The 13,871-nt window shown below is 67.7% G+C and carries 13 protein-coding genes; 6 read left to right on the plus strand and 7 right to left on the minus strand.

From position 1 onward, the window contains the following. Positions 1-2 precede the first annotated feature (2 nt). The 4 genes from ABZS43_RS21345 to ABZS43_RS21360 form a co-directional block, all read right to left on the minus strand. Positions 3-851: a lytic murein transglycosylase gene (locus ABZS43_RS21345; RefSeq protein WP_355037659.1), complete on the minus strand. Its 849-nt coding sequence runs from the start codon at positions 849-851 to the stop codon at positions 3-5. A 101-nt stretch (positions 852-952) separates the two neighbouring features. Then, positions 953-2,335, minus strand: a complete 1,383-nt coding sequence (locus ABZS43_RS21350; RefSeq protein WP_355037660.1) for a lytic murein transglycosylase — start codon at positions 2,333-2,335, stop codon at positions 953-955. Between the two features lie 119 nt (positions 2,336-2,454). Then, a complete protein-coding gene (locus ABZS43_RS21355) occupies positions 2,455-3,045 on the minus strand; it encodes a DUF1003 domain-containing protein (protein WP_355037661.1) in 591 nt (196 codons plus the stop codon). Next, on the minus strand, positions 3,038-4,324 hold the full coding sequence (locus ABZS43_RS21360; RefSeq protein WP_355037662.1) for a CBS domain-containing protein: 1,287 nt from the start codon (positions 4,322-4,324) through the stop codon (positions 3,038-3,040). Before ABZS43_RS21360 ends, ABZS43_RS21355 begins: the two co-directional genes overlap by 8 nt. A 64-nt stretch (positions 4,325-4,388) precedes the next feature. On the opposite strand from ABZS43_RS21360, the gene ABZS43_RS21365 reads away from it, so the two are divergent. Genes ABZS43_RS21365 through ABZS43_RS21375 form a run of 3 tightly spaced genes read left to right on the plus strand, consistent with a single transcriptional unit; the run spans position 4,389 to position 6,436 of the window. Next, the gene (locus ABZS43_RS21365) at positions 4,389-5,342 is read left to right on the plus strand and encodes a CoA ester lyase (protein WP_355037663.1); all 954 of its coding nucleotides are present in this window, start codon (positions 4,389-4,391) and stop codon (positions 5,340-5,342) included. Positions 5,343-5,359: 17 nt separating this feature from the next. Continuing rightward, on the plus strand, positions 5,360-5,851 hold the full coding sequence (locus ABZS43_RS21370; protein WP_355037664.1) for a general stress protein: 492 nt from the start codon (positions 5,360-5,362) through the stop codon (positions 5,849-5,851). Positions 5,852-5,854: 3 nt separating this feature from the next. Continuing rightward, a complete protein-coding gene (locus tag ABZS43_RS21375) occupies positions 5,855-6,436 on the plus strand; it encodes a suppressor of fused domain protein (protein ID WP_355037665.1) in 582 nt (193 codons plus the stop codon). Positions 6,437-6,486: 50 nt separating this feature from the next. Here the strand turns inward: ABZS43_RS21375 and ABZS43_RS21380 are convergent, their stop codons facing one another. After that, positions 6,487-7,578 (minus strand): magnesium and cobalt transport protein CorA, encoded by a 1,092-nt coding sequence (locus ABZS43_RS21380; RefSeq protein ID WP_355037666.1) that lies wholly within the window; start codon positions 7,576-7,578, stop codon positions 6,487-6,489. Positions 7,579-7,709: 131 nt separating this feature from the next. Here ABZS43_RS21380 and ABZS43_RS21385 point away from each other — a divergent pair, with 131 nt between their 5' ends. From ABZS43_RS21385 to ABZS43_RS21395, 3 genes are all read left to right on the plus strand, one after another. Further along, on the plus strand, positions 7,710-8,564 hold the full coding sequence (locus ABZS43_RS21385) for a PHP domain-containing protein (protein ID WP_355037667.1): 855 nt from the start codon (positions 7,710-7,712) through the stop codon (positions 8,562-8,564). A gap of 314 nt (positions 8,565-8,878) precedes the next feature. After that, on the plus strand, positions 8,879-10,663 hold the full coding sequence (locus ABZS43_RS21390; protein WP_355037668.1) for an FAD-binding protein: 1,785 nt from the start codon (positions 8,879-8,881) through the stop codon (positions 10,661-10,663). Positions 10,664-11,204: 541 nt separating this feature from the next. Then, entirely contained in the window at positions 11,205-12,389 is a 1,185-nt protein-coding gene (locus ABZS43_RS21395) for an NADP-dependent malic enzyme (RefSeq protein ID WP_355037720.1), read from the plus strand. A 103-nt stretch (positions 12,390-12,492) separates the two neighbouring features. Here ABZS43_RS21395 and ABZS43_RS21400 read toward each other — a convergent pair whose 3' ends face one another. Continuing rightward, positions 12,493-13,206 carry an ABC transporter permease gene (locus ABZS43_RS21400; RefSeq protein ID WP_355037669.1) on the minus strand — a complete coding sequence of 238 codons (714 nt, stop codon included), beginning with the start codon at positions 13,204-13,206 and terminating at the stop codon, positions 12,493-12,495. Next, positions 13,203-13,871, minus strand: a complete 669-nt coding sequence (locus tag ABZS43_RS21405) for an ABC transporter permease (RefSeq protein WP_355037670.1) — start codon at positions 13,869-13,871, stop codon at positions 13,203-13,205. Before ABZS43_RS21405 ends, ABZS43_RS21400 begins: the two co-directional genes overlap by 4 nt.

Here is a 13,871-nt window from a genome sequence, read left to right on the forward strand (position 1 = left end):
TGTCAGATCCTGGGCAGTTCCGCGGGCTTGGGTGCAACCCCGTTGTTGTAGGAGTTCGCCCATGCCATGACGTTCGCGACATAGGCCATCGAGTTGTTGTAGCGCAGGATCGCACGGGTCTGCTGAGACAGGTCGCGCATGTTCAGACCGCCGCTGCAGAGGTACTTGCCTGCCGTCAGCGCGGCGTCGAAGAGATTCTGCGGGTCGGCGATGCCGTCGCCGTTGCCGTCGGCCGCGTAGCGCTTCCAGGTGTCGGGAAGGAACTGCATCGGGCCGATGGCGCGGTCGTATCCGCTCAGTCCGTCCAGTGCGCCGTCATCGCTGTCGTGGATGACATTGTTGCCCGAGAGCGAGCCGTCGAGCACCGGGCCGTAGACCGGGGTGAGCGGATTGCCGTCGGCGTCGGCTTTGCCGCCGAAGGCGTGGGTCGATTCCACCCGGCCGATACCCGCGAGCGTCGACCAGGACATTCCGCATTCCGGATTCTCCGCGAGCAGGGTCTTCTCGGCGTTCTGGTAGGCGGCCACGGCGACGCCGGGAATGCCCAACGGCCCGGCGGGCAGATCGGCCCGCACCCGATTCTCCGGTAGCGCAACGGTTTTGACGACCGGTGGCGCCGCGAACCGCTGTGCGGCCATGGCGTGACCCGCGGTCTCGTCGAGGGCGGCCGCGAGTCTGGCGCCGAGCGCGTCGATGCCTTCTTCGGGGGATGGCTGGATATCGGCCTGCAGGGCGGGATCCAAGTCGGAGGCGCCTGCGACGGCGACGAGTCCGGCGGGGAGCAACCCTGACAGAGCTAGAACAGAGCTTCGTCCGATGTTCACAGACGAAGGTTTACGGTGACGCCCCACGGTGTGGTGCCCTCCTCCGTTTCAAGAACCAAACTGAGGACAGGATACCGCATTCGAGATCTTTTTGTTACTGCTTCGTGACCTGCTGCGAGGTTTCGTCATCACCCCTGGGGCGGAAGTGGGATAACGATATTGAACGGCAACGTGATGCCCGGTTGCGCCGTCGGTGCGGGAGCGACCTCCTGTGGCGCCTCGGGCTGCTCCGGTTCGGGAGTTCTGGCCGGACCGGCCTCCTGCGTCGGTTCCGGCGCGGGCGCCTGCTGCTCCGTGATATTCGGCTGTGCGGGCATGCACGCCTGCGACGGCTGCCCGGCTTGCGCCGGATTCCGCTGTTCGCCCGCGCCGAAGGTCTGACCGGCGGCGGGTGGCAGCGCCGGTTCGCCGGGGCGCGGCATCGGGGCCGGAACCGTCTGTATCTCACACGAATTCGCGGGCGGCGGGGGCGGAGGACAGAAGACGCCGCAGGGGATCGGCGGCAGGCCGGGGATGGTGATCATCACCTGGGTGGGGGTGGTCGGGTCGACCGTGGTCGGCGCGTTCGGCGGTAGTTCGGCCGTGGTGGTCGGGCTCGGCGTCGTGGTGTTGGCCGCCAACATCTCCGGGTTGGCCTGCATGGGCATGCGCCCCGGCGGGATCAGGCCGGGCGAGATGCCGACCTGGCTCGGGGTGCCGCCGGTGCGGTAGGCCGCCGACCAGCTCAGCACGTTGGCGGCGTAGGACATCGAGTTGTTGTAGCGCAGCACCGCGCGTAGCTCCTGCGCCGGATCGCGCAGGTTCAACCCGCCCGAGCACAGGTATTTGCCCGCCGCGAGGGTGGCGTCGAAGACATTGTGCGGATCGGAGATTCCGTCACCGTTGCCGTCGGCCGCGTATCGGCTCCATGTACTCGGCAGGAACTGCATCGGCCCGACCGCGCGCACGTACCCGCCGTCGCCGGCTTTGATGACCTCGTTGCCGGGCAGGGTGCCGTCGAGTGCGGGGCCGAAGATGGGGGTGACCGATGTGCCCGCGGCGTCGGTCCGTCCGCCGCTCGCGTGGCCGGATTCGATACGCCCGATACCCGCGAGCAGATTCCACGACACGCCGCAGTCCGGCATCGCGGATTCCATCGCCAGTTCCGCGTTGCGGTAGGCGGCCAGCACGATCTCCGGAATGCCGAGCGCGCCACCGGTGGCGGGCAGGGCGATGTCACGAAGCGGAACAGTTCCGGCGAAGGGGGCGTTACCGTCGGAGGGCGGCGTCATTGCTGTCAGTTTGCGGGGCGTCTGGGGCGTGACGGGTAGTAGCCCTACTGTCCGAGACAGCTGAGTTTCATCCGTGATGTCTGCGGCGTTGCTGGTGCCGCCCGATGTGCTGGATGCCGCGAGCAATGCCTCGGGCGCCTGTGGAGCCTTGGTCTCATCGGTGGTGTTCGTGGTCGATCCTGTGGCAACGAGACCGGCCACTACCAGGGCCGACACGGTTATCGGAGTAGATATTCGCATTCGGCCACACCAATCCTCGACGTCGTGAGAGCGGCTGTCCGGGACATTTCGCATCCGACCCGCTCGGGACAACGTTCTCCAGGTTACCCATGGGTCAAGTGGTTGTTGAGCATTTCCGGTCAATGATCAGTTACTGGTGGTGAAATCGGGTCGCTTGTCTGCTTCTGACCGGAGGTTTTCTTGCGACGCGCCTTTGATGTCTGACCGGTATCGAGCACACGATCCGGTGTCGCCGCGGCATCGATTCGGTCGAGCACCTCCCGCATCTCCTCGAGTTCACGGCGCAGATAGTCCCGTGTCGCCACTTCGCCGACCGCGATCCGCAGCGCGGCGAGTTCGCGGGCGAGGAATTCGGTATCGGCCTTGGTCTGCGTCGCCCGGGATCGGTCCTCCTCCAAGGCGACTCGATCCCGATTGTCCTGGCGGTTCTGCGCGAGCAGGATCAACGGCGCGGCATACGCGGCCTGCGTGGAGAAGGCGAGATTCAGCAGGATGAACGGGTACGGATCCCACCGCAGCGCCACCACGAAGACATTGAGCAGGATCCAGACGATGACCAGCACCGTCTGCATCGCCAGATACCGTCCCGTGCCGAGGAATCGGGCCACCCGCTCACTACTGCGGGCCAGCGCCTCGGCATCCCAGTAGATACGGAAGCGTGTCTGCAGCGGCGTCTCCAGTCGCTGCCGAGCCGAACTCTTCTCACTCATGCCCGACTACCCCCTCGTGTGATTCCTCTTGCTCGCGCCAGTCCTCGGGCAGCAGATGATCGAGTACGTCATCGACGGTGACCGCGCCGAGCAGGTGGTTCTCCGTGTCGACCACGGGGCCGCAGACCAGGTTGTAGGTGGCGAAATAGCGGGTGACCGCGGACAGCGCCGCTTCCACCCGCAGCGGGGACAGATCGGTGTCGAGTATGCCGCCGACCAGATGCGCCGGTGGTTCCCGCAACAGTTGCTGCAGATGGACGCAGCCCAGATAGCGCCCGGTCGGGGTCGCGGTCGGCGGACGCACCACGAAGACCATGGAGGCGAGCGCGGGCGTCAGGTCGGGATTGCGAACTCGGGCAAGCGCCTCGGCGACCGTTGTCGCGGGTGTCAGGATCACCGGCTTCGGCGTCATCAGGCCGCCCGCGGTGTCGGGGGAGTGCTGGAGCAGCCTGCGCACCGGCTCGGATTCCTCCGGATCCATCAGGGCGAGCAGCGATTCGCGTTCGCCCGTGGAGAGTTCGCCGAGCAGGTCGGCGGCGTCGTCGGGATCCATCGCCTCCAGCACGTCGGCGGCCCTGCGGACCTCCAGGTGCCCGAGCAGGTCGACCTGGTCGTCGTCGGGCAATTCCTGGACGACGTCGGCGAGGCGCTCGTCATCGAGAGCCTCGGCGACTTCCATCCGGCGTTTCTCCGGCAGTTCGCGCAGCCGATGTGCGACGTCGGCGGGGCGCAGATTTTCGTACTGTGCCAGCAGAGTCGTCACATCCTGGCCTGGCCTGCCGAGTTCGTACGGGGTCAGACCGGATGCGCGGGACCAGTCGACCACGTGCACGGTCCGCCTTCGCCCGATCCGCCGATGCCCGCGCACCGCGACCCGCGACACCCGCCAATCCCTGGTACGTGTCTGCTCGATTCCGAGATCGACCACGAAGACGTCGACGCCGTGCAGGTCGGGAAGGTCGGGATCGTCGACCCGGACGGCGGAATCCACGATCTGCGCGATGGCGAGCAGTTCGCCGGGCCGTTGGGCGAAGCGGCGCAGACTCACGGTGCCGGTGTTCAAGGTGACGATACCCGGCTCGATCGCGGTCACCCGCAGCATGGGCACGAAAATTCGCCTGCGGCTCGGCAGTTCGACGACAAGGCCGTGCACTCGGGGTTGCTGGCGGTCGTACCTGATGGCCACGACGACATCGCGGATACGCCCGATAGACTCGCCATCCGGTCCCAGCACCACCAAGCCGGCCAGCCTGGCGACGTAAACCCTGGTTGCTGCCATGGCTGCCAGGCTAGAGGTTCGAGGGTTGGCGCACCTGCCACGCCACGAACGACAGGAGTGTGAGATGAAGCCGCGCCGTTCCGTTCTCGCCTGCCCCGGCAGCAGCACGAAAATGATCGCCAAGGCCAAGGGACTGCCGGTCGACGCGGTATTCCTCGATCTGGAGGACGCGGTGGCGCCCGCCGCCAAGATCGAGGCGCGCGCGAATATCGTGGCGGCGCTCAACGAATCGGGGTGGGGAACGCAACTGCGGGTGGTGCGGGTCAATGACTGGACAACCCCGTGGACCTACGCGGACGTGATCACCGTGGTCGAGGGCGCGGGAGCCGCGCTCGACGCGATCCTGCTACCCAAGGTCACCGACGCCGGTCAGGTGCGGGCGCTGGATCTGCTGCTCACCCAGTTGGAGAAGACCTGCGGACTCGAGGTCGGAAGAATCGGTATCGAGCCGCAGATCGAAAACGCCATCGGCCTGCGCAATATCGATGAGATCGCCACCGCGAGCCCGCGGGTCCAGACGCTGGTCTTCGGGCCCGCCGACTTCATGGCCAGCATCAATATGCGCACCCTCGTCGTCGGTGAACAGCCCGAAGGCTATGACACCGGCGATGCCTACCACCACATCCTGATGACCATCCTGCTCACCGCTCGCGCGCACGGACTGCAGGCGATCGACGGCCCCTACCTCCAGATCCGCGACCTCGCCGGATTCGAACGGGCCGCCGCGCGGACCGCCGCCCTCGGCTTCGACGGTAAATGGGTGCTGCACCCGAGCCAGGTGGATGCCGCGAACGCGATCTTCAGCCCGCGCCAGGCGGATTACGACCGCGCCGAGGAGATTCTGGACGCCTACGCCTATCACACCTCGTCGGCGGGCGGCGCCCGCGGCGCGGTGATGCTCGGCGAGGAGATGATCGATGAGGCCAGCGCCAAGATGGCTCAGGTGATCGCCGACAAGGGCAGGGCCGCCGGGATGAGACGGACCACGCGTTTCACACCCCCGGAAAACCCGGCGTGATAGCGCAGAATGGTGATATGACGAATCCCTTAGGAGGCTCGAGCCGTGCGCGGCAGGGTCTTCCGACCCCGCCGTCGGGCTGGCCCGTCGGCTCCTATCCGACCTACGCCGAGGCGCAGAAGGCCGTCGACTATCTGGCCGACAACCAGTTCCCGGTGCAGGACGTGACGATCGTCGGCGTCGACCTGATGCAGGTCGAACGGGTGCTGTATCGGCTGACCTGGGGCAAGGTCATCGGCGGCGGCGTGGTGAGCGGCGCGTGGCTCGGTCTTTTCCTGGGTCTGCTGCTGAGCCTTTTCACCACCAGTGGCGCCTTCGGACCGTTGCTCGTCGGACTGGTCGGCGGCATCATCTTCGGTGTCATCACCACCACGATCCCGTACGCGGCGACCAAGGGACAGCGCGATTTCGCCTCGACGATGCAGTTGGTCGCGGGGCGCTACGACGTGCTGTGCGATCCGAAATCGGCCGAGCAGGCGCGCGACATGCTGGCGCGACTGGCGATCTGACGGATGGAAGTAGTGGACAGGGTCCGCGCCGGAGTGCTGGACCATTACCGCGTGGACGCGGCGGGCGTCGACTCGGCCTCGGTGACCTTCCTCGGACTGGAGGCCATCGAGATCCTGCGGATCGTCGACGGCGATCTGGTGCGTTACGTGACACTGGGCGGATCCCGTCATCCGATGGGCGATCCCGGTGATCTGCTGGCGGATCCGGTGCGCGGGCCGCGTGCGGAACTGGTCCTGACGCTGCGCTCCGGAATCGGCGCGACCGCGGGACTCGTGCGTGCGCTCGGTGTCCTCGTCGCCACGCCCGCGGTGGAGGGCGTCGTGCTCCAGGCCGACGCGCTACTGGATCTGGGTGAGCCGATGTGGTCGGGCGCGAATTTCACCGCGGTACTGCTCGGCGGCAGCGATATCCCCGACGTCGTGCTGCCCGAACCCGCCGATCCGGTGCGGTATCTGACGGTGACGCCGGTGACGGCGACCGAGGCGGCGTGGGTCCGGGTGCGGGGCGCGGGGGCACTGCGTGACGCCTGGGCCGAGGCCGGGATCGACGTGCACGATCCGGGGCGCGGGGCAGCCTCGCTGTAATCGGATCCCGATCGCCGCGCCGCTGCCCCGGTCTGTCGCCGGGAGGTGGCTCAGAGCCAGTGGTTGCGGCGGAACATGATGAGCAGCCCCGTGCATATGCTGAGGATGATGCCGAAGACCAGCGGATATCCATATGTCCATCGCAGTTCCGGCATGTGATCGAAGTTCATCCCGTAGATGCCCGCGATCATCGTCGGCACCGCGGCGATGGCGACGTAGGCCGATATCTTGCGCATATCGGTGTTCTGCTGCACGCCGATCTTGGCGAGCGCGGCACTGATCAGCGCACTGAGCGAGCTGTCGAAATCGGTGATGCGCTCGGCCACGCTGGTGTGATGGTCGGCGACATCGCGCATATAGCGCCTGATCTCCTTGGGCAGCGGCAGATCCGCTTTGTGCCCGAGTAATTGCAGTGGGATCGCCAGCGGGTTCACCGCGCGGCGCAACTCGACCACTTCGCGTTTGAGTTGATAGATCGATTCGATGGCGACCTGGCTGCGCGGAGTGAAGACCTCTTCCTCCATGGCGTCGATATCCAGTTCGACCGAGGCCGCGACCTCGATGTAGGTGTCGACCACATAGTCGGCGACACCGTGCAGCACCGCGCCCGTCCCGTACATCAGCATCGCCGGATCGGATTCCAATCGCCTGCGCACCGAGGCCAGTCCCGAATGTTCGCCGTGCCGGACGGTGACGACGAAATCGGGCGCGGCGAACACCATGATCTCGCCCGTCTCGACGATCTCGCTGACACTGTGCAATTCGTGTTCGACATAGGCGACGGTGCGCATCACCAGCACCAGGGTGTCGTCGTAGCGTTCCAGTTTCGGACGCTGGCGGGCATTGACCGCATCCTCGACGGCGAGTGCGTGCAATCCGAACGTCTCCGCGATATCGGACATCTGGCCGTCGTCGGGATCGTGCAGACCCACCCAGACGAAACCGGCCCCGCGATTGCGCACCTCCGCCAGCGCGTCCTTATGGGTGAAGCGCCCCGGCAGCCGGCGCCCCTCGACGTAGACGCCGCAGTCGACGATGGCGCGTGCGGTCGGGACGGGGATACGCGCTAGCTGGTGACGCGCCGCCGCGCGGGCTGCGCGCCCGGACGCGCGGAACGACGGCATGGGCGGAATGGATGGCACCTGCCGATGCTACGTCGGCGTCAGTCGTTGCCATCGGCGCCTGCCACCGGCGCCTGCCATCGGCGAACGGTTGACACCGTGTGAGGGCCTGCGCGTGCGCACCGGAGATCACGCACTGTATGACTGAAGGCGTGCGCATCGATCTCCACACCCATTCGACCGCGTCCGACGGCACCGACGCTCCGGCCGAACTCGTGCGGAAAGCGGCGGCGGCGGGTTTGGACGTGGTCGCGATCACCGATCACGACACCACCTCCGGCTGGGCCGAGGCGGTGGACGCGCTGCCCGAGGGGCTGATCTTGGTGCGCGGCATGGAGATGTCGTGTGTCGGACTCGGTGAGGACGGCTGGCCGGTTCCGGTCCATCTGCTCGCCTATCTCTTCGATCCGGGCGATCGGTGTTTCGCCGAGGAACGGGAGCGGTTGCGGGCCGAGCGCATCGAGCGGTTGCGGGGGATGGCCGAACGGATGCGCGAGGACGGTCTGCCGATCGATCCGGACGCGGTGCTGGCCTCCGCCGGAGCATCGGCGGGGCGTCCGCACCTGGCCAGGGCGCTGGTCGATGCGGGCATCGTGCCGAATGTGGGCGCGGCCTTCGCCCGGCTGCTCGCGCCGAGCGGCCCGTACTACGTGGACAAGGCCGACACTCCGCTGCGGCACGCGGTGGAGATGATCGCGTCCGCGGGCGGGGTGAGTGTGCTGGCCCATACCAGGGCGAGGAAGCGTGGGCGGATGCTGGCCGTGGAGGATATTCGCGATCTGGCCGAACTGGGTCTCGGTGGCCTGGAGATCGACCATCCCGACCATTCGGCCGCCGATCGTGCGGTGCTGACCGAGCTGGCCGCCGAACTCGGTCTGCTCACGACCGGGTCGTCGGATTACCACGGCGCCAACAAGACCATTCGACTCGGCGAATTCGGTACCGACCCCGCACAGTTCGAGGAGATCGTCGGCAAGGCGACGGGTGTTCCGGTGGTCACGCGGTGAGAGTTGTCCGCTGGCTCAGCGGCGTGGTGGCCGCAGGAACTGTCGTACTCGCCCTCGTGGTGGTCGGTACCGCCGTCATCGCAGGGCGACGCGGATTTCCCGGTCCGGGTGGGGAATCCATCGCGTGGCATCTCGTCTCGTCGATGACAGCCGTTGCCGCCCAAGTTTTTTCGGACAGACATCGGGGTTTCGCCGCTTTTTCCGGGTCTGTAGTTGTTTTTGTGGTCACGGGAATATTGCTTTGGACACAGTGGTGGGGTTGATCTTCGTGTAATAGTTGCGGCCGGGTGAATTGTGGCCGAACATTTCTCCTTGTGGGTGATCTGGAGGCGGAAGTTCTGGTCCTCGGCGGTGGTCCCGCCGGCGCCTGGGCCGCTGTCTCGGCCGCCGCCTCCGGTGCGCGAGTGGTACTCGTCGACAAAGGCCGTTGCGGCGCAAGCGGGCCCACCGCATTCGGATTGACCTCACTGTGGAATATGCCGCCGGGACCGGCTCGTGACGAGGCCGTGCGGCGCGATCACGCGCACGGCGGCCACCTGGGTGATCCGGAGTGGATCGACCGGATGCTCGACGAGACGTATCGCCGCGTCGAGGAATTGGCGAATGGGGGCTACCGATTTCCCGGAGCCGGCCAGAACGGCCGCCGCGACTCCTCGAGAATCTGCGTCGACGGCGCGAGCTATCTGCGCCGGATGCGCCGACGCCTGCGCGAGGCCGGAGTGCGTGTCCTCGACTACCACCCGGCCCTGCAATTGCTCACCGACCGCGACGGCGTCGTCGCGGGCGCGACGGGCGTGCGGCAGCGTGACCGCTATCTGCCGTGGACCGTGCGGGCGGGCGCCGTGGTCGTCGCGACCGGGGGTTGCGCCTTCCTGTCCGGCGGTGCCGGCACCGATGTCGACACCGGTGACGGCCTGTTGCTCGCCGCGGAGGCGGGCGCGGAACTGTCCGGGATGGAGTTCTCGAGCGCCTACGGCCTCGCTCCCGTCTTGCCTTCGCCGTCCACCGCGACGCATTCGAGTGCCGCGCCCGGCCTCGCCCTGCACTTCCCCACGCTGTACGACGAATCCGGCGCCGTGATCGGCGGCCACCGATCCGCGGCGTTCGCCGCGATCGCCGAAGGCAGGCGCGTCTACGCGGCGCTCGACGACCTCCCCGAGATCGTGGGGATCTGGCTGTCGCGCCAGGGTGTGGTCGACCGCATGCGGCGCATTCCGCTGCGGGCCGTGCTCGAAGGCACCGTACGCGGCACCGGTGGGCTGCGCATCACCGGAACAGGCTGTGCGACAACGGTTTCCGGGCTCTACGCGGCAGGTGACGCCACCACGAGGGAAGCGATCACCGGGGCGGTCAGCGGATTCGGCGGACAGGGCGGCGCGTGGGCGATCGCCTCGGGCGTCTGGGCGGGCGCGAGCGCGGCCGGATTCGCACGGACCAGGGGGATACCCCGGACCGCGGCTGCGGTGCGGGGCGCGGGACTGCACGATCGGGCCCGCATCGATCCGCGCGCGGTGGTCGGGCTGGTGCAGGAGCACACGCTGCCGTTGCGCCGCAGCTACTGGCGCAGCGCGGGCAGCCTGCGCGACAGCATCTCCGAACTGGACGCGATATGGCCCGCCGCCGAATTCGAACTGGGCGGCCACGGTGCGGATCGGTTGCGCGCCAGACAGGCCGCGGCACTGCTCGCGGTAGCGCGCTGGACCAAGTACAGCGCGCTGGCCCGCCCCGAGACCAGGGGTATGCACCGTCGCACCGACCATCCCGGTGTGGCCGCCGATTGGCGGGTGCGTTTGACCTCCGGCGGACTCGATGAGGTCTGGGTGCGCGCCGAGACGCGACCGTGCCTCGACCCGCGCGACGACGCCGGTCACGAGTCGGTTCCCGTCGCGCGCGCGATCGCGAGCCAGGAATCGATACTCGCCGTCTCGCCGCGCCCCCCCGATCCGGATGCCCCGGCTCCCGAACCGCAGGGCCGGACCCAGGCCGGACAGGAGTCCGTGCTGGCCGCGCGTGCGCCGACGTCGCGTCCTCTACCCGTTTCGACCGACGAATCCGCTGGTGGACGCCACCGAGGAGCGGCTGATCCGCTGCCGCTGTGACGGGACTGTCGGCTCCACCGTTGTCCGCGCGTTCCGCCGAACTCACCGTACCGGCCCGCGTGCGCTGCGGTTTCTCACAACGGCCCGTCGCGGAGGTGCGAGTTTCCCCTTACCTCGGGGTAATTCCTTGGCCTTACCCTCGGAATATGACGCGCGACCGGTATGACGCACACCGGTTTGGCAAGTCGTCATCGATGCTGGCAGAATGTTGCGGATTCCCGCCTTCGCCACCGCCGGGTCAGGGAACCATGACGGTCTTCTCCGCGCGACGCACCGTCGCACCCCGAGGATCGCACCGCATATCCGTCCGGAACACCCTCCGGCTCCCGCTCCGCGGATCAGCGCCGCGTCTCGTTTTCGATGTCCTCCCTCGGGTTCTCCGCATCCGATCGGAAGGCGAAACGGATCGGCCGGAGCACTCGATGAGCGGTCCGAATCATGTATCACCTCAATACCCGGCGGTAACTGTCCCCCGGTTTAGCCCGACCCGAGCAGGAGTGAAATCGTGTCACCTGTGACTGACGCACCGAATGCCACCGCGGTGAACCGCACCGAAGATCCGGCCTCCCTTTCCTCGATCACGTCGGAAGAGATTTTCGCAGGGCACCTCGGCGGCAAGCTTTCGGTCGAACTGTCCTCGCCGCTGGAGACCCAGCGCGACCTCTCGATCGCCTACACCCCCGGTGTCGCGCAGGTCAGCCGGGCTATCGCCGCCGACGAGTCGATGGCGAAGCAGTACACCTGGACCGACCGGCTGGTCGTCGTCGTCAGCGACGGCACCGCGGTGCTCGGCCTCGGCGATATCGGCCCGCGCGCCTCGCTGCCGGTGATGGAGGGCAAGGCGGCGCTGTTCAAGAAATTCGCCGGGCTGAACTCGATCCCGCTCGTGCTCGACACCAAGGATTCCGACGAGATCGTCGAAACCCTGATCCGCCTGCGTCCGAGCTACGGCGCGGTGAACCTCGAGGACATCTCGGCGCCGCGCTGCTTCGAAATCGAGAAGCGCCTCATCGAAGCGCTCGACTGCCCGGTCATGCACGACGATCAGCACGGTACCGCCATCGTGGTGCTCGCCGCGCTCAACGGTGCGGCCAGGGTGCAGGGTCGCGGTATCGAGGGGCTCAAGGTCGTGGTGTCCGGCGCCGGTGCGGCCGGTGTCGCGTGCACCAACATCATGCTCGCCGCCGGCGTGCGGGATGTGACCGTGCTCGACTCGCGCGGCATCGTCAGCCGGGACCGCGCCGACCTCAACGACGTGAAGTCCGAACTGGCGCAGCGCACCAACCCGCGCGGCCTCAGCGGTGGCGCGGCGGAGGCCATGGCGGGCGCCGATGTCTTCCTCGGCCTGTCGGCCGGGCTGATCGCGGAGGAGCTCATCGCCTCGATGGCCCCCGAGTCGATCGTGTTCGCGATGTCCAATCCGGATCCGGAGATCCACCCCGAGGTGGCCCGCAAGTACGCCGCGATCGTCGCCACCGGCCGCAGCGATTTCCCGAACCAGATCAACAACGTTCTCGCCTTCCCCGGCGTCTTCAAGGGCGCGCTGGACGCGGGCGCTCGCCGCATCACCGAGGGCATGAAACTCGCCGCCGCGAACGCCATCCTGAGCGTCGTCGCCGACGAGCTGGGTCCGGAGCGGATCGTCCCGAGCCCCCTCGATCCGCGCGTCGCCCCGGCTGTCGCCGAAGCGGTCGCCAACGCGGCGCGCGCCGAGGGCGTCGCGTAAGTCAGCGGTTTCGGCAGAGCGCCCCGTTCGGGATGAACGGGGCGCTCTGTCGTGTGGGCGCTACGTCGCTGGATCTACGTTCGCTGGATCTACGTCGCTGGATCTACGTCGCGGGCTCTCCCTCGCGGCGGTGACGGGCGGACAGTGCGGTGCGGCGCAGGCGGTTGGTGCCGGGGACGCTGAGCCGGACCGCGAAGGCCAGGATGCCGTCGATGACCATGGCGAGCACCGCGACGAGGATCGCGCCGACCAGGACGCGGTCGTAGCGGTAGAGGCCGATTCCGTCGAAGATGTAGCGGCCGAGTCCACCGAGGTTGACGTAAGCGGCGATGGTCGCGGTGGCGACCACCTGCAGGGTGGCCCCGCGCAGGCCGGTGAGCAGAATGGGCATGGCATTGGGGATTTCGACGCGGAACAGGATCTGACGTTCGGTCATGCCGACCGCGCGGGAGGCGTCGACCACATCGTCGGCGACATTCGCGATGCCCGAGTAGGCGCCGGCGAGTAGCGGCGGGATGCCGACGGTGACCAGGGCGAGTAGCGGCGGGATCAGCCCCAGGCCAAGCAGCAGCACCAGGAATGTGAGCAGGCCGAGGGTGGGCAGCGCGCGCATGGCGTTGGCGAATCCGACGAGTGCCGCCGCACCCCGATCGGTATGACCGATCACCAGTCCCAGCGGCACCGCGACCACGGCGGAGGCGGCGACCGCGAGGAAGCTGTACCAGAGATGCTGCCCGATCCTGGTCTCGATACCGGCGGGCCCACCCCAGTTCGCGCCGTCGGTGAGATAGGTCCACGCGTCGATGAACAGGTTCACGCCACCGCGCCTTTCGCCTTCTTCGTGCCTCCGCCGGCGCGCGTCCACGGGGTCGCGAGGCGGCCGAGGACGAAGATCAGGCGGTCGAAGATCAGCGCGAGGGCCAGTGTCACGATGATGCCCGCGATGATCTCGTCCGGATAGTCGCGCTGGTAGCCCTGGGTGAAGAGTTTGCCGAGCCCGCCGACCCCGATCAGCGCGCCCACCGACACCATCGCGATATTGGTGACGACGACGACCCGCAGGCCGGCGACGAAAACGGGGATGGCCAGCGGCATATCGACGGTCAGGGTGCGCCGCAGCGGGCCGTAGCCGACCGCGTCGGCGGCGTCGATGACATCGGCGGCCACCGAATCGAGAGCGGTGGGCACCGCGATCACCAGAAGCGCCGTCGAATAGACGGACAGGGCGATGATCACATTGAGCGGATCGATCGTCGAAATGCCGACCAGCGGCGGGATGATGACGAACAGCGCGAGCGACGGCACGGTGTAGGCCAGGCTGGCGACGGTCACGGTGATCCGGCGCAGCCACGCCACCCGGCGCACCAGCGCGCCCACCGGAATCGCGATCACCAGTCCGATCGCCAACGGCGCCAGCGCCAGGTACAGGTGCGTCCGGGTGAAACCCATGACGGTGGAGAAGTTGTCGATCAGATAGCGCAT

The sequence above is a fragment of the Nocardia sp. NPDC005366 genome (assembly GCF_040606855.1).
Taxonomy (GTDB): domain Bacteria; phylum Actinomycetota; class Actinomycetes; order Mycobacteriales; family Mycobacteriaceae; genus Nocardia.

Bases quoted from the DNA above. Each gene is read 5' to 3' on its own strand.
- ABZS43_RS21350 (WP_355037660.1), bottom strand. From the start codon at position 2,335: ATGCGAATATCTACTCCGATAACCGTGTCGGCCCTGGTAGTGGCCGGT.
- ABZS43_RS21370 (WP_355037664.1), top strand. From the start codon at position 5,360: ATGACGAATCCCTTAGGAGGCTCGAGCCGTGCGCGGCAGGGTCTTCCG.
- ABZS43_RS21405 (WP_355037670.1), bottom strand. From the start codon at position 13,871: ATGCGCTATCTGATCGACAACTTCTCCACCGTCATGGGTTTCACCCGG.
- ABZS43_RS21355 (WP_355037661.1), bottom strand. From the start codon at position 3,045: ATGAGTGAGAAGAGTTCGGCTCGGCAGCGACTGGAGACGCCGCTGCAG.
- ABZS43_RS21375 (WP_355037665.1), top strand. From the start codon at position 5,855: ATGGAAGTAGTGGACAGGGTCCGCGCCGGAGTGCTGGACCATTACCGC.
- ABZS43_RS21365 (WP_355037663.1), top strand. From the start codon at position 4,389: ATGAAGCCGCGCCGTTCCGTTCTCGCCTGCCCCGGCAGCAGCACGAAA.
- ABZS43_RS21360 (WP_355037662.1), bottom strand. From the start codon at position 4,324: ATGGCAGCAACCAGGGTTTACGTCGCCAGGCTGGCCGGCTTGGTGGTG.